The 22,718-nt window shown below is 59.7% G+C and carries 25 protein-coding genes; 18 read left to right on the top strand and 7 right to left on the bottom strand.

Translation table 11 applies throughout. The annotated features are described in order from the left end of the window. Positions 1–373: 373 nt before the first annotated feature. Positions 374–748, bottom strand: a complete 375-nt coding sequence (locus QQL28_RS40135) for a hypothetical protein (protein ID WP_284274577.1) — start codon at positions 746–748, stop codon at positions 374–376. Between the two features lie 472 nt (positions 749–1,220). Continuing rightward, positions 1,221–1,535, bottom strand: coding sequence for a hypothetical protein (locus tag QQL28_RS40130; RefSeq protein ID WP_284274575.1), 315 nt, complete (start codon positions 1,533–1,535; stop codon positions 1,221–1,223). 193 nt (positions 1,536–1,728) lie between these two features. Here QQL28_RS40130 and QQL28_RS40125 point away from each other — a divergent pair, with 193 nt between their 5' ends. Together QQL28_RS40125 and QQL28_RS40120 are read left to right on the top strand one after the other, a co-directional pair. Further along, positions 1,729–3,270, top strand: a complete 1,542-nt coding sequence (locus QQL28_RS40125) for a hypothetical protein (protein WP_284274574.1) — start codon at positions 1,729–1,731, stop codon at positions 3,268–3,270. Positions 3,271–3,277: 7 nt separating this feature from the next. Beyond that, positions 3,278–4,840 (top strand): hypothetical protein, encoded by a 1,563-nt coding sequence (locus QQL28_RS40120; RefSeq protein ID WP_284274569.1) that lies wholly within the window; start codon positions 3,278–3,280, stop codon positions 4,838–4,840. Positions 4,841–5,511: 671 nt separating this feature from the next. Here QQL28_RS40120 and QQL28_RS40115 read toward each other — a convergent pair. Continuing rightward, on the bottom strand, positions 5,512–6,228 hold the full coding sequence (locus QQL28_RS40115) for a hypothetical protein (RefSeq protein ID WP_284274567.1): 717 nt from the start codon (positions 6,226–6,228) through the stop codon (positions 5,512–5,514). 1,087 nt (positions 6,229–7,315) lie between these two features. Here QQL28_RS40115 and QQL28_RS40110 point away from each other — a divergent pair. The 3 genes from QQL28_RS40110 to QQL28_RS40100 all read left to right on the top strand — a co-directional run bounded on the left by QQL28_RS40110 (position 7,316) and on the right by QQL28_RS40100 (position 9,081). Continuing rightward, the gene (locus QQL28_RS40110; RefSeq protein ID WP_284274565.1) at positions 7,316–7,750 is read left to right on the top strand and encodes a hypothetical protein; all 435 of its coding nucleotides are present in this window, start codon (positions 7,316–7,318) and stop codon (positions 7,748–7,750) included. A gap of 1 nt (position 7,751) precedes the next feature. Next, positions 7,752–8,024 (top strand): hypothetical protein, encoded by a 273-nt coding sequence (locus QQL28_RS40105; RefSeq protein WP_348522557.1) that lies wholly within the window; start codon positions 7,752–7,754, stop codon positions 8,022–8,024. A 97-nt stretch (positions 8,025–8,121) separates the two neighbouring features. Beyond that, entirely contained in the window at positions 8,122–9,081 is a 960-nt protein-coding gene (locus tag QQL28_RS40100) for a COG3904 family protein (protein ID WP_284274564.1), read from the top strand. Between the two features lie 484 nt (positions 9,082–9,565). On the opposite strand, the gene QQL28_RS40095 is transcribed toward QQL28_RS40100, so the two are convergent. Further along, positions 9,566–10,045 carry a hypothetical protein gene (locus QQL28_RS40095; RefSeq protein WP_284274562.1) on the bottom strand — a complete coding sequence of 160 codons (480 nt, stop codon included), beginning with the start codon at positions 10,043–10,045 and terminating at the stop codon, positions 9,566–9,568. Positions 10,046–12,211: 2,166 nt separating this feature from the next. Here QQL28_RS40095 and QQL28_RS40090 point away from each other — a divergent pair. From QQL28_RS40090 to QQL28_RS40075, 3 genes are all read left to right on the top strand, one after another. Next, a complete protein-coding gene (locus tag QQL28_RS40090) occupies positions 12,212–12,544 on the top strand; it encodes a hypothetical protein (protein ID WP_284274560.1) in 333 nt (110 codons plus the stop codon). Between the two features lie 710 nt (positions 12,545–13,254). Then, on the top strand, positions 13,255–13,491 hold the full coding sequence (locus tag QQL28_RS40080) for a DUF6894 family protein (RefSeq protein WP_284274557.1): 237 nt from the start codon (positions 13,255–13,257) through the stop codon (positions 13,489–13,491). A 165-nt stretch (positions 13,492–13,656) separates the two neighbouring features. Continuing rightward, positions 13,657–13,911 carry a hypothetical protein gene (locus QQL28_RS40075; RefSeq protein WP_284274556.1) on the top strand — a complete coding sequence of 85 codons (255 nt, stop codon included), beginning with the start codon at positions 13,657–13,659 and terminating at the stop codon, positions 13,909–13,911. 466 nt (positions 13,912–14,377) lie between these two features. On the opposite strand, the gene QQL28_RS40070 is transcribed toward QQL28_RS40075, so the two are convergent. Further along, complete coding sequence (locus QQL28_RS40070) at positions 14,378–14,584, bottom strand: cold-shock protein (RefSeq protein ID WP_097668860.1); 207 nt, start codon at positions 14,582–14,584, stop codon at positions 14,378–14,380. 177 nt (positions 14,585–14,761) lie between these two features. Here QQL28_RS40070 and QQL28_RS40065 point away from each other — a divergent pair, with 177 nt between their 5' ends. From QQL28_RS40065 to QQL28_RS40040, 5 genes are all read left to right on the top strand, one after another. Further along, the gene (locus QQL28_RS40065; RefSeq protein ID WP_284274550.1) at positions 14,762–15,049 is read left to right on the top strand and encodes a hypothetical protein; all 288 of its coding nucleotides are present in this window, start codon (positions 14,762–14,764) and stop codon (positions 15,047–15,049) included. A 467-nt stretch (positions 15,050–15,516) separates the two neighbouring features. After that, positions 15,517–15,783 (top strand): hypothetical protein, encoded by a 267-nt coding sequence (locus QQL28_RS40060; RefSeq protein WP_284274548.1) that lies wholly within the window; start codon positions 15,517–15,519, stop codon positions 15,781–15,783. Between the two features lie 758 nt (positions 15,784–16,541). Then, positions 16,542–16,724 carry a hypothetical protein gene (locus tag QQL28_RS40055; protein WP_284274546.1) on the top strand — a complete coding sequence of 61 codons (183 nt, stop codon included), beginning with the start codon at positions 16,542–16,544 and terminating at the stop codon, positions 16,722–16,724. A gap of 804 nt (positions 16,725–17,528) precedes the next feature. Next, positions 17,529–17,732, top strand: a complete 204-nt coding sequence (locus tag QQL28_RS40045) for a hypothetical protein (RefSeq protein WP_284274539.1) — start codon at positions 17,529–17,531, stop codon at positions 17,730–17,732. A 146-nt stretch (positions 17,733–17,878) separates the two neighbouring features. Beyond that, on the top strand, positions 17,879–18,196 hold the full coding sequence (locus tag QQL28_RS40040; RefSeq protein WP_284274537.1) for a DUF6894 family protein: 318 nt from the start codon (positions 17,879–17,881) through the stop codon (positions 18,194–18,196). 50 nt (positions 18,197–18,246) lie between these two features. Here QQL28_RS40040 and QQL28_RS40035 read toward each other — a convergent pair whose 3' ends face one another. Then, entirely contained in the window at positions 18,247–18,570 is a 324-nt protein-coding gene (locus tag QQL28_RS40035; protein WP_284274643.1) for a septal ring lytic transglycosylase RlpA family protein, read from the bottom strand. A gap of 272 nt (positions 18,571–18,842) precedes the next feature. On the opposite strand from QQL28_RS40035, the gene QQL28_RS40030 reads away from it, so the two are divergent. Further along, complete coding sequence (locus tag QQL28_RS40030) at positions 18,843–19,106, top strand: hypothetical protein (protein WP_284274535.1); 264 nt, start codon at positions 18,843–18,845, stop codon at positions 19,104–19,106. Here the strand turns inward: QQL28_RS40030 and ku are convergent. Continuing rightward, positions 19,103–20,020 carry a non-homologous end joining protein Ku gene (gene ku, locus QQL28_RS40025; protein ID WP_284274533.1) on the bottom strand — a complete coding sequence of 306 codons (918 nt, stop codon included), beginning with the start codon at positions 20,018–20,020 and terminating at the stop codon, positions 19,103–19,105. The two genes, QQL28_RS40030 and ku, sit on opposite strands and share 4 nt — an antisense overlap. Positions 20,021–20,194: 174 nt before the next feature. Between ku and QQL28_RS40020 the strand changes: the two genes are divergently transcribed. The 4 genes from QQL28_RS40020 to QQL28_RS40010 form a co-directional block, all read left to right on the top strand. Beyond that, positions 20,195–20,866: an SOS response-associated peptidase gene (locus tag QQL28_RS40020; protein ID WP_284274531.1), complete on the top strand. Its 672-nt coding sequence runs from the start codon at positions 20,195–20,197 to the stop codon at positions 20,864–20,866. An 89-nt stretch (positions 20,867–20,955) separates the two neighbouring features. Next, positions 20,956–21,405, top strand: a complete 450-nt coding sequence (locus QQL28_RS40015; RefSeq protein WP_284274529.1) for a thermonuclease family protein — start codon at positions 20,956–20,958, stop codon at positions 21,403–21,405. 255 nt (positions 21,406–21,660) lie between these two features. Continuing rightward, positions 21,661–21,990 (top strand): ABC transporter substrate binding protein, encoded by a 330-nt coding sequence (locus tag QQL28_RS46390; protein WP_431309721.1) that lies wholly within the window; start codon positions 21,661–21,663, stop codon positions 21,988–21,990. Positions 21,991–22,230: 240 nt separating this feature from the next. Continuing rightward, positions 22,231–22,718, top strand: a 488-nt coding sequence (locus QQL28_RS40010; RefSeq protein WP_348522556.1) for a c-type cytochrome, incomplete at its 3' end; no start/stop codon positions are given.

Below are 22,718 nucleotides of genomic sequence, written 5' to 3'. Positions count from 1 at the left end.
AGTACTACGGCCGCAAGAATCTCGCCGAAATCAGCGCAGGTCGAGTAAAGGTTATAAGAGCCTTCGCGGTAAAGCTAGGAAGACCTCACAGCGATCCTGCGCGGAATGACGTGGCCCTCCGCGTCGAACGACATCGAGCGCATCAGTAACCTTTAGAAAATAGGCATGCGCGCCACATGGGACTTTTTCAACAGAATCGGCCAATAGACGACATTTCAGGCTAAACCTGCTAAAGTTTGGCCTGATCCGGTACTACTCCTGGCGAACCGAGCTCTATTCGAAGAAGTGTCTCGATCGGTTCAGGATGCGTCGCGAGCGCGATCGCCGACGGGCTATTCCGATTCCAGGCGGCCTCAGACCGTTGTAGCAACGATCATCCGGAGATTGCGCACCATTTTGCAGTTGTGAGCAAGGAGACTGCGCCTTGAACCTTCTTTGCAAGCTCCTCCTCTCGAGTACTCTTGGCTTGCTGGCAACGCTCGTCCATGCGCAGGAAGGTGAGCAGAACCAGGCCGCTCATCGCCACCATCCCGCTCAGGATCAGCTTCTGCACGAGAGGTTTTATTCGACGTGGCACATGCCTGATAATCCGGCGTTCAGCTGTTGCAACAATGCGGACTGCTACCCGACCGAAATCAAATCCGTCGACGGCAAGATCTATGCGAAGCGCCGGGAGGATGGGAAATACATTCTCATTCCACCCCAGAAAATAGAGCGGAACAGGGATAATCCCGACGGCCGCAATCACCTTTGCGCTCCACCGCCGGGCTTCGCGAAGAACCCCGTCGATACCGTCTACTGCTTCGCGTTGGGGGGCGCCACATGAAATTTCGTATTGGTGAATGGCATGCCCGCGATGACTTCCGGTCAGCCCCGATGAGCGGACATCTTCAGTGCCTACCCAAGGTCTTAAACGGGCCAATCGCGTCGTTTTGGACCGCTCTTAGGTAGGTCCGATTTACCCGTCAAAGGCGACATGAGGCGACAGACGGATTCAATCGCATCCGCAAACGTCGAACTTTTGATCCCGGCTGCTCATCACCTTGGGTCAGTTCGGCCGCTGCTTCGGGGGCATCGAAGCCAAAGTGGATGACCAAGTGCCCCGGGCTTGCTCTCGCCGAAGGTGGTGGAGAAGATGGGGTATTTGATGGGGATCGTGCGGGAGCGAGCGTGACTCGCCCGCATCACGCTGTGAAGCATGAACGCTGCTAGCAGCCACTTTAATTCGTCGTGGTCTTGCCGCCGCGCATGGACACGAGCTTTTCCTCACGAAATCGGAGAATGAGCCATGCGGTCTCATCGAAACCGCCTGCGAGCTTTCCGACGTGAGAATACACCATCTGAGCAGCTTCCAACTTCGACGGCGGTCCCAGCGCCGGGACTACCTCCAAACGCGACATACCTAAATGCAGCTTGCCGTCGAAGACGAGGGGCGCGAACTTTTCCGGGATGATGGCGCAATCGGTCGAGGTCTCGGTGTCTTTCTCGGTGAGCGGCTTCAGAAGCCACCGGCCGCTTGTCTCGTCTACGCCCAAGAGCGGAAGCAGCGATGATGACGCACTGCATCAGCTAAGGGTCAAAAGGGGGGGCAAGCGCCAGCAGTTTCCGGTCTACCTCCGACAGCCGACGTGCTGACAGCCGTTGATGAAAAACTTCCTCTAGAGTACAATTCTCTCCTGGCCGATTTAGTCGCGTCGCCGGCGGCGTCTCTCCTCTCGAGGATGCCCCGTGTCTCAGCCGCCGGCCTATAATCGATCTTTCAGCTTCACCAACTTCCAAGCCACCAATCCGACCCTGCCACCGCCAGGGTCTGCGATCGACGGCGAGCTGAACAACGTCAAAGCGACCCTTGACGCGACTCGTACAAATCTCGCTCAGATCCAACGCGACGACGGCGCCCTAAAAAACGGCTCTGTCACGTTCGACACGCTGTCTCCAGCGCTGCAGACCGCCGGCCTGGCGCCGGCGCTCCCCTGGGTCACTTCGACAACGTACGCGGTGAACGCAAGCGTCACTCATGGCAGTGCGTTCTATCGCTGCCTGGTCGCCCACACCTCCGGTGTCTTTGCCACCGATCTCGCCGCCGGCAAATGGGTGCTGATCGTTGATTTTTCGACAATCGCGCTTGTCGCCGCAAGTTTGATCGCCGTCACGCCCTCCGGCACGCTCACCAGCGATGTGCAAACGTCGCTGCAGGCACTCGACACCGGCAAGGCGGCGACGTCGCATACGCACCTGTCTTCCGCGATTTCCGACAGCACCGCGGCGGGCCGCGCGCTGCTGACGGCAGCCGACGCCACGGCGCAGAACAACTTGCTCGGCACCACCTCGCTTGGTTTCCAGTCCGGCGACGTCAAGGAAACCGCGGCGCTTTCGCTGCCGATCGGCTGGTACTACTGCGATGGCTCGAACAAGAACCGCGTGACCGACGTCAACCTGTTCAACGCGATCACAATCCGGCAGAATGGAACACTCACCAACGCTTCGCCCGTCGTCACCGGGCTAAGCGACACCACCAACGGCAGCGGCAGCCCTATTTCGCCAGGCATGCCCGTCAGCGGCACCGGCATTCCGGCCGGCACCGTCGTGCAGTCGGTTGATAACAGCACGCAGGTTACGCTGTCGCAGAACGCAACCACGACCGCGAGCACCGCCCTGGTGTTCGCACCCTACGGCGTTGGCGACGGCTCGACGACGTTCGGCCTGCCGAACCGGGCATATGTCGCCGTCGGGCGCGACAACGCCGGCGGTAGCGCGTCGAACGTGCTGCAAGTTTCTACCAATATCGCACTCACGAGTGGCAGCACTGCGGCGACCGTCGGTTCGGCAACTGGCCTGTTCGTCGGCATGTACGTATCGCACCCAAATGTGCCGAACGGGACGAAGATCAACGTGATTTCCGGGACCACGTTGACGCTTTCGGCGGCCGCGTCTGGCACCGCATCATCGACAGGCCGGTTCTCACCGATCCTGGACGCGCAGACCCCTGGCGCGACCGGTGGCGAGCTTTCGCACGTTACCACGACGCCGGAGATGCCGTCGCACACCCACGGCGTTAGCGATCCAGGCCACGTACACAACGTTCAGATCCCGACGGGTCTCTCGTCCACACCGGGCAACCTCGAACTCGCGGCGTCGGCGAACACGACTTCGCTCAGCTTCAATACCGCGTCGGCGACGACCGGCATCAGCCTCAACAGCACGGGGGGATCGCTGGCGCACAACAACCAGCCGAAATCGATTGTCATGAACTTCATTATCAAGCGGTAACGACGGAATGCCCCGCATCATCAACGCTTACGAAGAAAACTCCGCGCTCGGCGATTCGCTGTCGCGGCTCGGCGAAGCTATTTATGGCGACCAGGCGGAGAAGGAGGTTTATCGTCAGAAGGCGTTCGGTCTGAAGCGCGAAAACGACAATGCAGAGCCCTTAGCGGCCGCGGTCCGGGCCGGAAATCGAAACGATATCGGCTATTACGGCGTTCTCGCCGGGAAGACCGGCCAAGACGCCGCAGACTATGGCCGCCTCGCCGCAGCCAACCACGCATCAGACTTTGATGATCCACGCCTCGCGATTTCGATGATGGGCGCCGGCGGTTCCGCGGCAAACACCGCGATCGGCCAGCGTCGGTCGCTCGGCAATGCAATTGCGACCACCGGCATGAACAATCGGACCCAACTCGAAGCGCAACGCATCGCGTCGGATCGCGCCCGGGACACTCAACTGGCGATCGACCAGAGAACGTTGACACCCGTCCTCGATGACAACGGCGTGGCTCACTATGTTCCCAAGTCGCAGGCGGTCGGTGGCGAAGCGCCCATGACTTCCGACAATGTGGTCGCGAACATGCTCCGTCGACAGGCCGCCGCAGCGCAGCCTGGTCAGACGTCGCTAGATCCGCTCGGCAACGTCGATCCCCGCATCCTGAAGAAGGCCGGTCTCGATCTGCCAGAGCAGACTTTGATCGAGCCGCGTACAGGCCAAACTGCAATTTCTCGCGACGGCGGTCGAACCGCAATTCTGCCCGACGGCCGCACGTTGTCGGCGACCGGATTCCAACCGGTGAGCACGGATGCGGCCCTGGCCCAAGCTCGCGACAACAACGTGCGCTCGAGCGCGTCGACACCACTGGTGGTTGGCGATGCATCCAAGAGCCAAGCGGCCACTGACGCAGCAACGACTTCCGGTATCGGCCCCAAGCTCGCGACGTACTTCAACGAGGACTTCGGATCGCTACCCGGCGCGACTACCGTACTCAAGGCAGCTACCGGTTCCTCCGAAATTGCACCTGGCATTCAGCGGGCACGATCGTCGCAGGACATCCGCAATAATCAAGCGCGCGCTGTTCTGCTCGGCGCACCCGGCCGACAGACGGTTCAGGCACAGCAGTGGGTGAATGACTTGCTGCCGCAGGGCAACGCCCTCAGCAATCCGGAGACCGAGGCGGCGAAAATCCCGACTATCGTGAAGGCTCTCCAAGGCGACCATGAGCAGATACGCCAGTTGGTCGCGGATCCCAACACAGCGCCGGCCGAGCGAACGAAGCTGGTGCAGCAACTTCACCAGATCGAAAACACGATCAGGATGTACACAGAACCGGCCGCGCCGACTGCTCCGGCAAATGGCATCCCGCCGGGCGCCGTCCAGCTACTGCGTCAGAATCCGAACCTGGCCAAAGATTTCGACGCGAAGTATGGCGCGAGCGCTTCCGCCCGAGTACTCGGAGCCTCGACCACCGACCCGCTAGTGCAGGCGCGCGACGCGATCGCGCGCGGCGCCGACCCCGCGGCCGTGAGGCGGCGGCTGCGGCAGAACGGCATCGATCCGTCGGGACTCTAGACATCGGCTGTTGACAAAATCTGCACGCCGGCACCACGTCGGCTCGGGACTGGTCGACAGGGCCAACTAATAAAGTGCTCAAGCCTATGCTTAGCATTTCACTCTCTGTTGATATCCGAATTGTAAGTTGCGGACTTGGCCCAGTGTTGATAGCAGCGCCGTCTCTATCAAAAACGGAGCTAAGCGTTGAGAACTACTAGAGCAAAGAAGAGCAACTCATTCGGTCGCCGCGAATGGACAGCTGCTGATCTGAGAGATCTCAAGAAGCACTCGAAGGCAAGAACCCCTGTCGTGAAAATCTCCAAGGAGACCAAGCGTACGATTGGTGCTCTGAGGCAAAAGGCGTTTCAGTTGGGCATTGGCCTCGGCCATCAGCGCTAAGCTTTAACGCCGCGCGACGTACGTGGTTGCGCGGCGGCCCGATGTTCCGCCCCATCGACAAGGGCGGCACGGTGCGTCCTTCGCGCTTGACGTGTCGTTCCGTCACCCACCTTGTGAAGGCTTATGCGGAGCGCGCCGGTCTCGATGCCGCGCTTATTCAGGGCATTCGCTGCGATCGGGCTTCCTGACCTTCGCGGCGGGCAAGGGAGCGTCAGTCTTCAAGATGATGGACGTGAGCCGCCACAAATCTGTGGACACTCTGCGCGGCTACGTCAGGGATGCCGAGCTGTTCAAGGACCACGCTGGGGCGGGCTTGCTCTAAGCGGGTTTAAGCTTTCCAAGAACGATGGTGCCTGGGCATTTTGCACGGACTGGTCCTGTGCTCGTGCATCTTGTACGGGCCGGACCTGTCGAGGCTTCTGCACATGTCGGATCTCCGCCCGCGAATTTTGTACTGGCCGGACCCTTCGGTGCTTTTGCACGGGCCGCACAGGTGTTGGGGCATTTTCCACGACCTGTGCTGGGGCATCTTGCACGGGCTGTACGGGCTTAACCTGTGCACGAGTATCTTCCTCGGCCGCCCAAGCTTGATATTGCTTGAACAGCGCTTCAGATGATGGCTCACTGTTTTCCGTCTGACGCTGACCGGCGGGTTCAGAAGCGGCAGCAATTTCGTCGCGGGTCGGCGCGTCCTTTGCCGTCGGCGGCAAAGCCTCAGCGTCGGCGGTTGATTGAATTGTAGGCGTCGGCTGATCGGTGCCGGGCTGAAGCGTTGATCTGTCGATTAGCGAAGCCGTGACGTCCGCAAAGAGCGTCACTGGATTTCCCACCGATAGAATCGCGACGCCGATCGCTGTCGCAGTTACAGCCAAAATGCTCGTCTTGAGGATTCGCGACGAGATAACCGTTCTGTCCAAAGCTTTCCAGATACCCTGCTGCTCAGGTTCATCGGCCGAGAGAAAGAGAGGTAAAGGATAGTCCGGATCAAAACTGTCTTTCGTCGGCATTGGGTAATGCCTCCTCTTAATGTTCTTGTCGACCTGTACCCTGTTATTGGGGTCCAAAGAGCGGAGAAATCTTGATTTCACTTGGGCCGGGGAACTGCTCGATCACGCGGTGCCGGCACGCTTTCGCCGCTAACAGGCCAGAATCACAATTGCAATTAGAGCGCGTCGAGGACCTCGGTCGATTTCCGCGCTGGTACGATCGAAGCCCCTGACTCCCCGCTCCATCGCTATACAGCCCCCAGCCCCAGCGATGGAGCGGTATCAACAAGCGTGGTGGAGGGCCACCGGCCAACAAATCTTGCAAACTTGTAACGACGTGAACACCGAGGCGCCGCCGGCTCGGCCAAATACTGGCGAAATGTCGCTGCTTATAAGAGACCTCACCTGCGCCCCACAGAAGCCACTCCGATGTTATTTCAAGCCGCAATTGTTTGTTTGATCGTACTCAGCATTAGCATTCCAGTCGCCCACGCGGTCGACGCTCTTAGGACGTAACGAGCCCGCCCGCGTGAACCGCCGTCCGTCCAGTCACCGGGGCTGTCAGGGTTTTGCGAGTTCAGGGCCCGAACCCTGGCCTCTGGCTTTTGACGTCTGACGATCGCGCGCCGCGGCCAGTTCTTTCTGGAGCTTCAATTGCTCGTCGGCCGTCATGGCAGGCCCGCGCCTCGGCGGCACGTCTTCTACGGCCGGATAACCGCTTGTTTTCGGGCGCGCCGGTGCCTCCGCCCGCGCGTCCATCGGTGAAGAGCCAGCGGTTGAAGTTGCGCACCCGCCAAGCGAAGGGCCGAGCAGCAACAACGTCGCCGCAGCTAACGCTGTGATTCTTCCGCCCTTCGACATCACGCTCAACACGCACTTTGGGGGACAGTCATGTGCCGCTATCGACGCGCGCCAATTGTGACCTTAGCCGCCGAGACGACACCGGCCGTTCGCCCCGCGGCATAAGCCAGGTGAGGCGCGCCCGCCTAGGCGCGCTCCCGTTTGCATATTTTTCCCAAAGTAGTGGTTATTGCGGGTGCAACCTATTGATCTCGCGCGTCGGTTGAGCTTGGATTGCAACTGAAAGAAAAACGGTCGGGGGCTGCTCATGCGTACGGTTGGGGTTGCGGTGCTTTGCGCCGCCTTAGGGGGGTGCGCCGCCGCACCGAAAATGGGCTGGATCCGCGTCGACGGACAGTCCGCCCGTGAAAATCCGGTTCTCCAAACGCAATTTGAGGTCGACAGCACCGCCTGTCTTGGCGAGCGCAATAAGGCGGCCCTTTCGGGCGTCACCGTCGCCAGTGGCGGTCTGGCGGGCGCCATTGCAGCAGCCGACCGATCTAACGCCGCCGACACGGTCGCGCGCGGATGCATGGCCGAGAAAGGCTACTTGCTCGTCCGAGAGGACGAGGCGGACGCGAAACGCGCAGAGCTGGCCAGGATCGCCGAGATGAAGAAGCAGCAAGAAGCTGCGGCAGTAGCCGCTCAGACCTCAAAGCCGCGCAAGCCGGGGACTAAGCTCACAGCGGCGCCGGGTACGTGAGATGATCCGACAGATCGCGCTGGCGCTCGTCGCGTTCGCCACTTTGATATCCTCTCGTGACGCGCGGGCACGCGAGTTCGGTGGCTACGACTGTACCGACGATTGCTCTGGTCACGCCGCGGGCTACCGGTGGGCGGAAGCGCACAATGTGACTTCAGATTCCGGCTGCCCTCTACGGGGAGGCGCGATTTCCTTCTATGAGGGTTGCTTGGTGTACGTGGAAGATCCATTTCGTGGGGCCGACGAAGACGACGACGGCAACGATATCGATTAGTGAAACCTCAGCGCCCCCTTGCGCTCGCCCGACCGCTCGGGGATTTTTCTTAGATTTTTTGCGGATTGTGCCCACGTCACGGCGGCCGGATTGGATTTTGGCGATTTGGCTGTTTACGGCTTTGTGCCCGGCGGTTTCCGCCGCCTCGCTGAAGTCAGCTCAATTGAAAGATGGTCGCGTGGTGATCCTGATATCAGGAGAATTGACCGATGGCGACGCCGAGGCCTTCAAGAGCGCGGTCAAAGCTGCCAATGACGCGGGCAAAGTTGTTTCGTCGATTAGATTGAATTCGCCAGGCGGCAGCCTCCTTGAGGGCGCGGAACTTGCTGATGCTGTTCGGTTTGGAAAGATTGTTACGAACGTCGGAAACGGAGCAACTTGCGCCTCGGCCTGCTTTCTAGTGTTCGCAGCAGGCCATGCGAAATACGCAAACTACACCGCGCGCATCGGTGTTCATGGCGCGTCAGATCAGTCTGGTGAGGAAACGGTGCGATCCGGTGCGGCAACTGTTTCGATGGCGCGGATGGCCAAAGAGTTGGGTGTTCCGGCCGCAATCATCGGCAGAATGGTCGTCACTCCTCCTTCCGATATGGTGTGGCTAAGCCCTTCAGACCTGCAGTCAATGGGCGTTTCCTTAGTTAGGAAACCTTCCCAAGTGGCGCAGACTGATCAGCCGCCGGCCCAACAGACTGAGACCACGGACCCTGTTGACATCACGCCGAGCGCAAAGGCTACCGCTACGCCTCCGACCTGGAATGAATTCGTCAACGCTGCCATCGATCTATCTGCGAAGCAAAACAACGGCAAGCCAAGAACGTTGAGAGGGTGTCAGCCAGAGCTAAAGCTTTGCTTTAACGTTGTGACCTATCTCGACAAGAATGGAGTTGAAACCGGCGTCAAAGTTATAAAGGACATGAATGATAAGATCGTCATGAAAGAGGTCTGCACATTCAACGCGACCAAGGATATTCGGCGCTGCCTCAACTGGGACACGTTGGCCGTTCGCCGCGACATGCAAGACACATCTGGCAACTGGACCAAAATCGCTGACGATTAGCGTCCTTATCTCCCTGCCCATGAACCGCATCGGCCGCCGCACGATCATCTGCATGCTGGCGCTTCTGGCCGTGGCGATCGCTTGGAGCTTGTTGCGCTGAAGGCCCTTGCCCCCCTCGCCCTCCGTCAGTTGGGGAAAACTTGCCGGTGCGTCAGCGCATCTGCATTTTCCGAATCGGCAATCCGTGCTCGCTCTCGCTTAGATTTCTAGGCGTATACGCGCGTGAGCCAGTTTGTCTCAGTGCTTTTGCTTGCCACCGCGCTGACCCTGACCTTGTGCGTCGGGGTGGCAGCTTGGCGACTGTCGGCCGGCACAGACGTCGACATCACCGCCACGATTCCCCATCAGGAATACGGCTGGAGGCTGAGGCGGTGAAGCATATCCTTGCGGTCGCTCGGATCGCGACACGCCGCGTTTTGTAGTGGCGCCATCCTAGATTTGTCTCGGACTTAACTCAGAGCCTCATTGACACCACGTCGCCTCCTCACCCGACGGTCAAAACAATCCAGGATACGGTTGCGGCAAAGAGTGCTTGCGAGCTGATGCCGAGCGGCCACCTAAGCCTCCACTTCGTGTGGAACCATTTATGAAAGCGCTGCAAGGTCGTCAGGGGCTGCTTCGGAAACACGCTGTGCACGACCTGCAGCGGGTCGGGCGCCATCCCTGCGAAGGCGCCGAGTACGATCGCTCCAATCGTCGCGGGCGTCGCGAAAAGCCAAATTGCTATCAATAGACCCGCGCAAGCATCGAAACCGATAAGGGCCAAATCGCGAAAAAGCTTCGGATCCGCTAGCAGGCGATTGTGAGCGCCGGGCTTCCTAATCGCTCGAAGTGGATAATCCCAATGCGGAATCGCATCGATCGCAAAGTGGCTTGCGAAGGCCGCAACCGCAACGAGGACTGGGTGCGACGGGAACAGGCTGGCGATGGCGCCGCCGACAACTGCGTGAATGCTTAAGATCATATCGCCTCGGCTCGTTTAGCCACGACGTTGCTTTCCCTCTCCGCCGGCGGGCCTGGCACAATAGGCTGCCCTATTGGCCATTAACCGGCGCTGCTGCTTCTCGCGCACGTCACCGCTGCGGTAGGCGGCCTCGACCTTGTTGGACACGCTGTGCGCAAAGGCCATCTCGGACATCTCGTTCGGGTAGCCGGTGCTTGAAGGTCGACCGAAAGCCATCAATGGTCAAGTCGGCGCCGAAGCCTTGGAGCAACTCAAGCATGGCCATGTTGGACCAGCGTCGCCGCCTCGTTTCGATAGTTCGCTGCGAGCTCGCGTAGCGCGCCGGCCTCGCCGGGCACCTGCTCTGCTGCGCCAGATCCAGGCAGATGCGCTCAAACCGCTTGAGCTCATCGATGATGTTCTGATCCCGCTCCACGCGGCCGAGCAGACTCCCGCGCGCCCTCCGACGTCAAGACCGCCAAGGGTACTGTCCTAGTTAGGACACCCGCGGAGGCAGACCAGGACACTCCATTATTGGAGTGTTAATTTTAGATTTCCGCTTCATTGGCATAAAATGCATAGGCCCCCCGGCTGGCTCCTGCCCCCCCCAGCCCCAGCCCGGAGAGCAGGCGGCCCTACCACGCTCCCGGCGAGGCGGGGTCGCTGCATTGTACGGCCGACAGATACCGCGGGTGACCACCCGGCCACGGCGACTATTTGTGTTTCCTGTGCCGCTAGCGGACCCATAGGGCCACGAGGGCGCACGCGAAGCCCACCACTAGAATGCCCGCAGCCGTTACCGTGACTAGGTCAATTGACCAGGGGTGTCCTTTTCCACCAATCAAGTCGAAGTGTCTGGAGCGGCGGTCGTCCCTGAATGTCTGAAGGTACATGACACGCACTCCCGTGTGTGCGCGTTGAACGAGCGGGCCCTGTATGCCTAGGAGCCCGGGCCCATAACCTCAACGGCGGCTATACCGTCGCTCGGCTATGAGACACCTATGCGCCGCATAGGCCGCCCTGGCATTCAACTAAGTGAATTAGGGCGGATCGTACCAAGCGCGGGTCGAGCTCGCCATCCTGCACCGGCGTCCGCCCGGTAAACGCCCGTGGCGACCACCCGGTAACCGGCGCAAGCCGCGTCTCGTTCGAGGTATGAGCTGGGCCGAACCTCTGTTCTCGCGCTGTAGTTGCGCGCTGCTTATCCACAGGGTGCGAACAGGGCTGGCGGCCCGGCACACGCCCCCGCCGAAGATGTGCCGAGCCTAGCCGTGCCAGTGCGCTGGTCGATCCGAACCGGCTGGAACCAATCATGGCGACAATGTGGCTGCGCTGCTAGAGCTTCGATGCAACACTGTCGATGGAAATAGAAACCCGCCGGCGTGAATCCGGGGCGCGCACGTCAAGCGGACGCTGGCCTGTTTTTTAAACCCCCAGTGGCCTGATTTCATCTAGGAACGTTGTTCGCGGCCCCTGGTTGCCCCGGATGAAAACGCGCAAAGAGTGCCTTGAACTTGCCGAGCGCTATCGGAACGCAAGAAGCGATACCAAGGACAGAACCGCTCGCCACCTACTTGAGACCCTAGAAAACAGCTACCGGGTCCTTGCTCAAAGCAGCCTTGTTCTAAACCGATCAAGAAGAGTGCAAAGAGCGCTTGCAAGACTACATAAGTAACGCCGCCAACTGAGAGGCCGAGGCCGTCTTATTCTGCAAGGTCTTGAACGGTCCGGATTTGCTCGGCGCGATCGGCTAGTTCGTCGTAGTTCTTGGCCGCCCTGCGCAGTGTTTCCTTGGTCTGGCCGTGCTCCGCGTTGTCAGCTTTCGTGCGGAACTCCTCAGCTCGATCCCGCCAATAACGAGGCGGGTGCATACGCTCAACTCCCATGGGAGCGCCTCAATGCCGTTTCGACTGAGCGCATAACTGCCTGCGGGCCGATTTGGTTCATCCCTTAGAAAAGGCCCGCCAGCGTCTCGGTCACCGCCCATGGTGACCACCCGGACACGGCCCGATCTGATCCACCACCCGTGAGGCCTTCACGCGGTGGATTTTGTGTTCTCTGATCTCTCGCCCACGCGGCCAGACTCCCGGGCGCCCGGAAGATCAAAGTCAACTGCTAGAATTTAATTTGCCTGGTTTGCGGAGTTCTGGTCTTCTCGAGGCGTGCCCTCGCATCTGGGAGGCCACGATGATTGATGTTCGCGAACTTGATCGCTTGGAGCATCTCGCCTTCAAGTTCGGTGCGCTCACTGCTCCTGAAACCCGCCAGGCGCTGCTCACATCAGTCCGGCTTTTGAAGGCGCCATTGCCTGACATCTTCTTGGGCCGGCCAACTTTCGAGCCGCCCCTGGAAGACACGAGGCACGGTGAGGCCTCGCCCTCATCTGCGGGAACGAGCGGCAATAATCTGAGTTTGGCAACACTGATCACGTTTCCACAACGTGACGCCGACACAAAGGCCTCAGATTGGCGCCAGCCCCGAGCTGAGGCGTTTCGGATGACTCGACTCTGGAGGAGTTGAGCGGTGACGGAAGGGAAGGAAGCGAACCTCCCAAAACAACAGACGCAGGACCATGGCCCTCGTTGCCCAACCTGCGCGGCCTTTCCCCGCTTGGCCCATTCCTTTCTCGATACCCGTAACGGCAACACCGTCCGGCTGTACCAATGCCGGTGCGGCGAACGCATCTGGGAGGACTAGGGTTGCTTCGTTGGCGGCACGCCTTTCCCTACCCACGACGCCCAATGGCTCAAGGTGATCTGAGATAATTCGGGAGCGTCCTAACTCCAATCGCAGGATTCACATGTGTTAGTTCCCGCCATGGGTTCCAGTGCTAAGGTCTTGGGATCACCGCCCGACCCGTGGCATCTATCGGTGATGAGAACGCCTGTTACGCTCCCGCCCCCTCGCACAGGGAGCGGCGCCATGTTCAATCGGCGTCGCACTACACAGACTTCCTCACTCGAAGAACGGCTCGCTCAAGAAGCCGTCCGCCTGCGCAAGATGGCCCAGGGCACACCGTACGGCGTCGAGCGCGAGCGGATTATCCGCAAGGCGCGGCAGGCGGAGACTGCCTCGCATATTAGCGAGTGGCTAAGGTCTCCGGGATTGAAGCCGCCCAGCTAGAAACTATCCCTCCGATCGCTTCGTTGTCGAAGATCACTGGCACGAGATCTTGGGCGCCGGTGGCTGAGAGCTTTATGCGCTCCCGCCTCTTATGGGGAGTGCTCGACATGGCCCTCTATTTCTTCGACATCCAAAGCGGCCGGGACTTCTTTGCAGATGAGGAAGGATTGGATTTGCCCAACCAAAAGGCCGCCGAAATCGAAGCGATGCAAACGCTGATTGGGATGGCCAAAGATTCGGTCTTTGGAAGCGAACGTCCCGATATGGCGGTTGAGGTTCGCTCCACAATCGACCGACTGTTCTGCGTCTCCCTAGTCTATCGAAATACGGGGACGATGCATTGAGGCCGCCTCAGTTGGCGGCCTCTTGTCCACACCCACGACACGCAGTAGCTCCCGAGGAACAATCCTGGCCGGCGCCCGGTTACCTGACATCCCGGCAGGCACTCCCCGTAGGCGTCGGTGACCGAGAGATCGATCGCACTCCCGCCGGAGGCAAGGGAGCACCACATGCCTATTTATCGCTTATTGCAAAATCTACCGATGGGATCGGGCGAGATCAGTCGGTTGACCACGGCCTACGAGAAGACGTTGCACACCATCGGCCTTGTTGACCGGAGCGACCCGCTAGCCGAGATGATCGCCAAGAAAATAATCGAGATCGCGCAAACCGGCGTGCGCGACCCGGCGAGGCTTTCTGCGCTCGCGATCAAGGAACTTGGGGCCTCAGTTGGCGGCCTCAAAATGCCAAGACCAGCCAAATGATGAGCGCGGTGCGGGTTCCAACCGCAATGATGCTCGCTAGAGTAACCGGGCGCCCAACAAGCCGGTTTGATGTCGGGGCCTCAGATCAGGCCAAAAACGATGAAAATGCCGATCGCGATCAGGAGGGCCATGCCTGTGATCGCGGACACAAGAAACACATCACCCAACGTTGGAACGTGCATAGCTCGCCTCATCACTCTGCGAGAGGCGTCAGAGCTAGCGAGGATGGGTAACGTTCTGACCTCAATCAATTACAAGGACGGATTACCCCTTTCGAATGCCCATCACCGAGGTGGCAGCGAACAAACCGGACCAAACAGGAACCAATGCTTGCCTTGCCACTTAGCGATTCATAGCCGAACGACGGTACAGCCGTTGCTGAGGTTATGGGCTCGGCCTCCTAGGCATACCGGGCCCACCTTTGTTTTAAGGCCGCCTCAGTTCGCGGCCTCTTTCGGAGCGTGTATCAGACGCGCAGATTTTCCGCGCTGCTCTTGCCGCGCTTCCGATCGACCTGGATCTCATAAGAGACCTTCTGCCCCTCAGCCAGCCCCGAGAGACCGGCTCGCTCGACTGCGCTGATATGTACGAAAACATCCTGGCCGCCGTCATCGGGCTGGATGAAGCCAAATCCTTTGGTCGCGTTAAACCACTTAACAATGCCTGTAGCCACGTCGATTCTCCCCATTAATTCGAAACGTGAAAGGATGGGGTTAGAACTCTGGCGAAACAAAGGGCCCGGGGTGGCTTCCAGTTCTCCACACCTACGACCCGCAGTAGCTCGCTGCTGACTGACGCCGCCAGGAATCGATAATTTGCGAGCTACTTACATCGCCGCTTTGATTGCGGCATGCGTCGACCAGTCCGCCACCAGAACACCACCCTCCCCGATGGTCGCCCGATCAAGATCACCTTCGGCGAGATGCGCGAGATGGGCGTGCGCGGCGTCCTGATCTATTGCGCCGACTACCGGTGCAGCCACAACGTCGCTTTGAGCGCCGATCGCTGGCCGGACGAAATGCGCCTGTCGGATGTCGAGCCCCGCTTTACCTGCACTGCCTGCGGCCGCCGTGGCGCCGATGTCCGGCCGGACTTCAACTGGAATAAGCCGCCGACCGCCGCGATGGGTTATCGATGAAAAGTCCCGCCTCCGAGTTAATGGGCAGAACAGGGGACTGAATAATTCTGCCCAGCGTACTTTGAAATGTCCGAAGGCGGGGCACTTAGAACGTCCGATCGCATCAGACCCTAGGAGAGTGATGCGGGAGACAAGCTAGCATGGCATTCCGGGAAAAAGTGGTAGTGGGATCTAGCGCACCACAATTTGAAGCACACAGAAAATGACCGATCGCGGCTGCCGCCTTGGTATTTTCTTTCTATTGATCTAGCGCAATCCGGCTCAGTTATCCGGTGCGTCTGCTGCGGATGGATCAGCAATTCCGCAGGCACCCGATGACACGTGCCCGGCAGTGGATGCTCCATGCGATGACGTGGGCGCTGACAGCGATAGCCCTGCTAACGCTCGCTTCTCTGCTTTGATAGTGGGCCGCCAGCGTGAACCGGCGGGCGCATCTTCTCAAGCCCGAATCGCGCTAGGGCTAGTTCATGAAGCTCACCGCCGAACGTCCCTTCGCCGACCCTGAAGCCGCCGCCCGCAAGCTGCTCGAGATCGCCGCCGGCATCGAGCCGGTGCAGGACGGCCGCATCCACATCGAGAAGATCAGCGCGCCGTTCCTCTACTCGCTCAAAGCCAGCGGGCCGGAGTTTGGCGCCGGGATAAAGCACGCCATCGAACGCGGCTGGCTGGAGCTGCACGAGAGCGGCACCTATGTCCGCCTCTTGCCGCTAACTGAGGTTGATCTTAGTGCGTAGCGATCACGGGCCTCCCGCAAGCGGACCCAGCACCCTCAAAGCGCCAATAGGTCACCGGGCTGGAGGCATTGCATTCGCTGCATTGAAGACTTTGCTCACCGAGCATGTATCGCCCCCGGCGAAAGAGGTCGGGGTCGGCAGTCCTTTTGCATGAAGGACAGACCAACAACAGATTCCGCGCTCGCCAGCGCAGAACAAATTCGCTCAACACGGACAATCCCCAATTTGCAAAACAAACAAAAGCCGCCGGCCTGGGCTCGCATCCCCGGGGCGACGCCCCTAAAGTTGGGCATTGCCGAAAGTTCCCGCACCAACTTATGTGAATCGAGTTCGCAATTCACGCGCCGGATCATTAGCTTACGCACTACGCGTATGACGTGCGAAGCCGGCCCCTCGTCAACGCGCTGTCGCCAGTCAGAAGCAAGGCCGCTCAAACGGCCAGAGACTCTGAAAGGTTGCCACCAGTGCATTGTAGACCGCCGGCCGCGGTGACAGTCTCTGGCCGCTTGGACCAAGGGGCCCCGCAAGGACACGCTCCCCAGGTTTGGAGTGCCAGGCTCCCCGCAAGGAATACGGCCAACACATGCCCCCTGCCCCACAGGACACGGCACCGATCTCATCCATCACCCGTGACGCTGTCGCGCGGTGGATTTTGTGTCTTTTCCTCTGGCTCGCGGCCGGCTCGATCCCGCCCCATGCGGCCGATTAGAAAATGCTATTTCGCTTGAACGGAGGAGCCAGCGGGATTTAATTGCTGCATGTTGGAGCTGGGCCGCACCATCTACCGTCCGACCAACTTGGCTAGCGAAATAATCGAGCAGCGAGCCAAGGCGCAGAAGGTCGTGGCAAAGGCACTGGAGGTGCTCAAGCTCGAGGTCCCCGACACATTCCTTGGACGCAAGCATTACGAGATCATTCCCTTGCCAGATCGAGACGAGTAAAGCCGACTCAGTTAGCGGCCTCTTTCCAGATCACGATGCGCGGTACCTCGCGCAGTCTCGACCTTCCTATGAGTCGCTATTTTGCCAATCGTGCGCGGCACCGCTTCAATGGCGGTACGATCTGTGACACTTTCGGGCGCGCGTACATCCGCCGTCGCCCGGCCTTCCCAAAGGAGACTATGCAGGCGACTTGAGACCCGACGATCTTAGCCATTCGGACAGATGTACGGTGACCTCATCCTGTCGGGCTCTCCGAAGCATCGCCTCGCGCTGACGTCCCGGAGCAAGTGTTCGGGCTTCCGCGCGTAGGCATTTCGCGTGATTGGCTAGTCTCTCTTCGAGTGGTTGAGTTTGTTGCAGGCGGCGGCGCTTCTTCACGTGCAACTCCGTTCTCCGCATACATTTCGGGAAACGGTAGAGCCAAGGCCGCGCCACACGCATTTACATGTATCATGGGCAAATTGAGTAAGTAACACCGTTTAGTAAGTCGCCTCCCGATAGAAGTGAGCCAACAACATGGGTTAACGACCATACCGCGATGCAGCGGTACGCTGACCTATGCTTGGGTTGCCATTCTCTTCGCGGCGCTAGACCGCGCCATGGACACAAACGCGTTCTTTATCGCCGCCGATTGCGCAGGGCTCGCGGTGCTCTTGATCGTGCTTTGGCGGTTCTGGTGAGTGTAGGCGTGGCTCAATACGCGAGGGAATAATTCACCGCCGGCGCTAACCTTAACTACAACCATCCCTTGATTAGACAAATCATAAAACTCATAGCTGCGGTTTTTCAGTATGGAATCTCTTGATGATGGTCCGCTTACCCATCGTCGCGGTCATCTCGGCCGATGGGAAAAGGTCATACTGGGTTGCCGCGGTCGAACCTGAGAAGGCGACCGAAGCGGTTGCGCTGGTCGTCGGCAACGGCCACAACACCAAGCTCTTACAGCACCGCCTGCGCGTGAAATCAGATGCGCTTCGACCAGGCGAAGTCCGCCGCCTCGGGCTCTGATCAGAAACCTACCCACTTAAGGGCATTCATCTGCCTCAAAAGAGCCGCCTTCCGGCCCGCCCGCTAGTCTATCTATCTGTCACCGGCATTGGCGGAGCGAGATCAGGCGTGCTCGCGGCCGTCCCTTTCAAGAGGGAGTCGTGCAGATGACTCGCTTCTTCTTCCACGCACACGGCGGGATTTCCGTCTTCGATGACGTCGGGCTGGAGCTTCCGGATATTGAAGCTGCCCAAGCAGCAGCAATCGAATTGAGCCGCCAAATTCTCAACGAAGGACCAGAGGGACCATTTTGGCAAGACAGCAAGTGGCGCGTCGAGGTTACTGACGGCCCCGGCATCTGCGGCCACACTTTCCTTGTCGCTCAGTTTTCAGTCACGCGCAAAACGAATATCCGTAGCTCCGCGGCCAGCAGAAGTTTGGGATCTAGGCACCGCAGTCACCCGGCAACGAAGCGCGAGCTATAGCTATTGCCTTCCGGCGCATAGGCCGCACGCCGGGATTGAAATCTCGTACCTCACCGAAGGGACACCATTTCAATCCCGGCCATCCCAAGCGCACGGGCGGCACTGGTGGACAGGTCTATGCAGCGCCCCTTGACGAATGGGCCGCGGTCATTGATGCGGACGGTGACACTTCGGCCGCTTGCTTGCGAGGTGACCGTGACCTGTGAGCCGAATGGTCTGCTGCGATGCGCTGCGGTCATTGCGTGGGGATCCATCCGCTCGCCCGATGCGGTTCGGCCACCGCCATATCCATAATGAGAGGCAATACACGTTTCGGCGAACGCCGATGCGGATAAACAGCAGAGCGCTAAGGCGGCGCCTAAGGGGCGGATCATTTGCCTCGTGTCCAGCATCCCGCCCAGATCGCCAACTTCTCCGATCCTTCGAAGTTCCTGTCGGGGCAATGAACGACGTGGGCAAGACTCAAGTCGAGCTGATATGATCGGATGGGCGATAAAGCCGGACATGAAAACAAAGCTTGCGCAGCCGCTGGCGGAACAGGTGGACAAGCAGCAGCACCCTCATTTGCGAATCCCTGCCCTGTGCTAGTTCGTCGGAACTGGAGGCGAGCGATCTGGATTCGTCCCGCGTGGCAGGAGTGGACCGAATGCTGATGATGAAGGAACGGCAGCCGGCGATCCGCACCGTCGCGGGCTGGGCCCGAAGCGTCTTACTTGAAGCGGGTGCCATTCGCGAATGTGAAGAGCATGGCTGGATGAAGGACCGCGCCGATCCACACGCGCATGAGCGCGCGCGCTTGGTCGCTCGGGAAGAACCGGCCTTCGGCCTTTCACCTGCCGAGGCGGAAGCCACCATTGACGAGATGCTTGCCTCAATCGGCGACGCCTGTCCCGAGTGCGAGCTCGACTAGGCCGATTTCCGCGGCCGTGTGCCCGGCTTCTTGGTCGCCGCTTCCTTCCTGGGCTTCTTGCCTTCGATCGGCATCAGCATTTCCTTCTGACCACTTGCGGCCTTGCGCGGCTTTTTGCTCGGCTTGGCAGCCGGCGCGGCCCCCTGGCCCACGCTTCGCCGCAGCGCCTCCATCAAGTCGACCACGTTCTCGCCCCGCGGCCGCTCCTTAGGCGTGATCGGCTTTCCGGCGCGCTTCTGGTTGATGAGATCAATGAGCGCAGTCTCGTAGTGGTCCTCGAATTTTTCAGGCTCGAACGAGCCGGACTTTTGGTTCACGATGTGCTTGGCGAGATCCAGCATGTCCTTGGTCACTTTGACGTCTTGAATCTCGTCGAAATACTCCTGCTCCGAACGCACCTCGTACGGATAGCGCAGCAGCGTTCCGACGAGGCCCTTGTCCAGTGGTTCGAGCGCTATGATGTGCTCTCGGTTGGTCAGCACCACCCGCCCTATCGCGACTTTGTCCATCTCTCGGATGGTCTCGCGGATCACCGAAAACGCGTCGTGGCCGACCTTGCCATCGGGGCGCAGATAGTAGGGGCGGATCAGGTAGCGCGGGTCAATGTCGGATTTGTCCACGAACTCGTCGATATCAATGGTGCGAGTGGATTCAAGCGCTATCTCCTCAAGCTCTTCTTTGCTGACCTCAATGAACTGGTCTTTCTCAAGCTGATAGCCCTTCACGATGTCTTCGTTTGGCACCTCGTCGCCGGTGTCGGCGTCGACCTTGAGGTATTTGATCCGGTGGCCGGTCGCCCTATTGAGCTGGTTGAACGAGATCTTCTCGGACTCCGACGTGGCGGGATACAGCGCGACCGGACAGGTGACGAGGGATAGACGCAGGAAGCCTTTCCAATTGGCTCGGGGGGCCATTTACGCAAAACTCCGGGTTGGGGGCGGCTAGGATTCAAGACGAATAGGAAAGACTGGTTCCGACACGCGGCCGTTCGCCTGCCGAAATAAAGTTGAGTGACGCGAGCCCGCTGAGTAGTTAAATCATACCGGTGGGGCGCAAAGCGCGTCCACCCCTGAGAGCCCTCCTTGTTCATGTGCAACCTCTACAGCATCACCACTAACCAGGCGGCGATTGCTGACCTCTTCCGTGTGGTCCGTCGCTATGAGGCCAATCTGCCACCAATGCCCGGCGTGTTTCCCGATTACGCGGCGCCCATCATCCGCAATGCTGGCAATGGCGAACGCGAGATGGTGTTGATGCGCTGGGGCATGCCGCCGCCACCACGCACCGGCGGTCCGCCTGTGACGAACATCCGCAACACCTCGTCGCCTCACTGGCGTGCCTGGCTCAAACCGGAGAACCGTTGCCTGGTGCCGGCCAATAGTTTCGCCGAATACGCGCCGGAGCCCAGCCCAGAGACCAAGAAAAAGGGCGTCGTCTGGTTTGCGCTCGCGGACGCACGACCGCCGTTCGCATTCGCCGGCATCTGGACCACTTTCAACGGCGATCGCGGGACAAAGTCGAGGCCGATCCCCGGCCCGCATCAGGTCTATGGCTTCCTGACGACCGCGCCTAACTCCGTGGTCGAGCCAATCCACCCAAAGGCGATGCCGGTGATCCTGACGTCTGCCGAGCAATGGGACGTGTGGTTGCGGGCACCATGGGATGAAGCCAAGGCGCTGCAGCGGCCGCTGTCCGACGCAGAGTTGAAGATTGTCGCGCGTGGGAGCTCTAAAGAAGACATCACGGTGTCCCTCCTTTGACGAGGCTCCCAGCTTCTCTCGTCGCTGTAGCGACGCTGCTCGCCGTTCTGCCGGCTGCTGTCGCACAGGACATTGTTGGCCGCGCCAGTGTGATCGATGCCGATACAATCGAGATCCACGGGACGCGCATCCGATTGTGGGGAATCGACGCGCCTGAGAGCGATCAGCTCTGCCGCGGCGATGACAGCGAGCTTTATCGGTGCGGCCAAAAGGCTGCTACAGCTCTCGCCGGCCTGCTCTACGCGATCCCGCGGCCGGTCATCTGCACACCGAAAGACCCGGGCCGATACGGCCGCACTGTCGCCGTCTGCAAGATCGGAGACCCCGGCCCAGACATCGCCCATTGGCTGGTCTCGAACGGGCACGCACTCGATTGGCCACAATATTCGAAAGGCCATTACGCCGCGGCGCAACGTGATGCCGAACGTGGCGTCAAAGGCTTGTGGGCTGGCAACTTTGTTGAACCGTGGCGATACCGGTCCTGCATGCGCGACGGCGGACGGCCGTCAGGATGTTCGGACGAGGCACCCGCGCGATAGGATGAACTCGAAGGTGCTCAAGCGGCCATCCCCAACCGCCTGATATCGCCCAAACGTCGTTTGATCGCTTCGATTACTGAAACAACGGTCCCATATCGTCGCAAGTCGAAACGCTCTCGGTCCCTCTCGCTGAACCTCAGGTCCCGCCCAACTATCCCGGACGCAGGCATCACGAGATAATCCCGAATCTCTCGATTACCATCCTTCAATCTGATCACGACAACAAGGCCGGGCGGAAGATGCCGGCCACGTATTATGGTCCAACTAGGATGTGTTGCCGCGGCAGCAAGCCGACGACGGGCTCATCTCACAGTCCTGATCGAACAGTCCCGTCTTCCGGCAATTTATCCGCTTCGGGGCTTCGTAGAAGCAGGCGGCCTGATATCGTATGGCGTCGACTTCAAGAAGATATTTATTGGGGCCGCTTCCTACATTGACCGGATTTTGCGCGGCGCTAGTCCAGCCGAACTGCCAGTTCAAATTCCAACCGAATTTGAGTTGGTCGTGAACCAAAAGGCAGCTCGGCAACTTGGCCTACAACTATCTCCCGAGTTGCTCGCGCGCGCGGACGAAGTGATCCTGTAGCGCCCTCTCTTTGCTGCGGTGCATAAGTCAGGTGTTGGCCCTTAGCGTCGTATTGCATCGCCGCACGACTTCAGTCGCAAACAGGGCATAGCGGAAGTCGACAGGCAGTGATCTATCGCACAGGGGGACGCTCGTGACCCGTGGCGGACGTAGCCTCTTACGGGCTCAGGATTCGAAGTTGTCGTAGGCGACATCATGTAATAAGTTTTTGGATCAGGCGTCAGAACGGTGGCGGTTAAGATGCGCAAGCTCGCGGCTGTCTTGCTGTTGCTTATTGCCGTGCTCGCCGTTCAACCGGCACGAAGCGAAGGTCCGCCCGCGTGGGCCTATCCCGTCAATCCGCCCGACTTCAAACCGGCGCCCGACGATGGCAAGCCACGATCGGTTCCGGACAGCCGCGCGTCCTATACCGTTCCGCAAACCCGCGATCTATTTCTGGCTCCGATCTGGCATCCCGAAGACCATGCTGCGCTTCCCGATATCGTTGCGCACGGGAGGAAGCCCGACGTGTTCGCTTGCGGTTTTTGTCATAGGGCGAATGGTCAAGGCGGCCCAGAAAATGCTGACCTCGCCGGACTACCAGCGAACTACATTGTTCAACAGATGGCGGACTACAAAAGCGGAATGAGAGCAACGGCGGTGCAAAATCGCGCTCCGCAAACGCTGATGATCTCGCTCGCGAAAAGCGCAAGTGATTCCGAAATCGCGGCAGCGGCGGCGTATTTTTC

Source organism: Bradyrhizobium iriomotense (genome assembly GCF_030160715.1).
Lineage (GTDB): Bacteria > Pseudomonadota > Alphaproteobacteria > Rhizobiales > Xanthobacteraceae > Bradyrhizobium > Bradyrhizobium iriomotense.
This window is presented reverse-complemented; position numbering and strand designations above follow the sequence as displayed.

Coding starts and splice junctions, on each gene's coding strand:
- QQL28_RS40120 (WP_284274569.1), top strand. CDS start 3,278: ATGCCCCGCATCATCAACGCTTACGAAGAAAACTCCGCGCTCGGCGAT.
- QQL28_RS40115 (WP_284274567.1), bottom strand. CDS start 6,228: ATGCCGACGAAAGACAGTTTTGATCCGGACTATCCTTTACCTCTCTTT.
- QQL28_RS40110 (WP_284274565.1), top strand. CDS start 7,316: ATGCGTACGGTTGGGGTTGCGGTGCTTTGCGCCGCCTTAGGGGGGTGC.
- QQL28_RS40105 (WP_348522557.1), top strand. CDS start 7,752: ATGATCCGACAGATCGCGCTGGCGCTCGTCGCGTTCGCCACTTTGATA.
- QQL28_RS40095 (WP_284274562.1), bottom strand. CDS start 10,045: ATGATCTTAAGCATTCACGCAGTTGTCGGCGGCGCCATCGCCAGCCTG.
- QQL28_RS40090 (WP_284274560.1), top strand. CDS start 12,212: ATGATTGATGTTCGCGAACTTGATCGCTTGGAGCATCTCGCCTTCAAG.
- QQL28_RS40080 (WP_284274557.1), top strand. CDS start 13,255: ATGGCCCTCTATTTCTTCGACATCCAAAGCGGCCGGGACTTCTTTGCA.
- QQL28_RS40075 (WP_284274556.1), top strand. CDS start 13,657: ATGCCTATTTATCGCTTATTGCAAAATCTACCGATGGGATCGGGCGAG.
- QQL28_RS40065 (WP_284274550.1), top strand. CDS start 14,762: ATGCGTCGACCAGTCCGCCACCAGAACACCACCCTCCCCGATGGTCGC.
- QQL28_RS40060 (WP_284274548.1), top strand. CDS start 15,517: ATGAAGCTCACCGCCGAACGTCCCTTCGCCGACCCTGAAGCCGCCGCC.
- QQL28_RS40055 (WP_284274546.1), top strand. CDS start 16,542: ATGTTGGAGCTGGGCCGCACCATCTACCGTCCGACCAACTTGGCTAGC.
- QQL28_RS40045 (WP_284274539.1), top strand. CDS start 17,529: ATGATGGTCCGCTTACCCATCGTCGCGGTCATCTCGGCCGATGGGAAA.
- QQL28_RS40040 (WP_284274537.1), top strand. CDS start 17,879: ATGACTCGCTTCTTCTTCCACGCACACGGCGGGATTTCCGTCTTCGAT.
- QQL28_RS40035 (WP_284274643.1), bottom strand. CDS start 18,570: ATGATCCGCCCCTTAGGCGCCGCCTTAGCGCTCTGCTGTTTATCCGCA.
- QQL28_RS40030 (WP_284274535.1), top strand. CDS start 18,843: ATGCTGATGATGAAGGAACGGCAGCCGGCGATCCGCACCGTCGCGGGC.
- ku (WP_284274533.1), bottom strand. CDS start 20,020: ATGGCCCCCCGAGCCAATTGGAAAGGCTTCCTGCGTCTATCCCTCGTC.
- QQL28_RS40020 (WP_284274531.1), top strand. CDS start 20,195: ATGTGCAACCTCTACAGCATCACCACTAACCAGGCGGCGATTGCTGAC.
- QQL28_RS46390 (WP_431309721.1), top strand. CDS start 21,661: ATGGTCCAACTAGGATGTGTTGCCGCGGCAGCAAGCCGACGACGGGCT.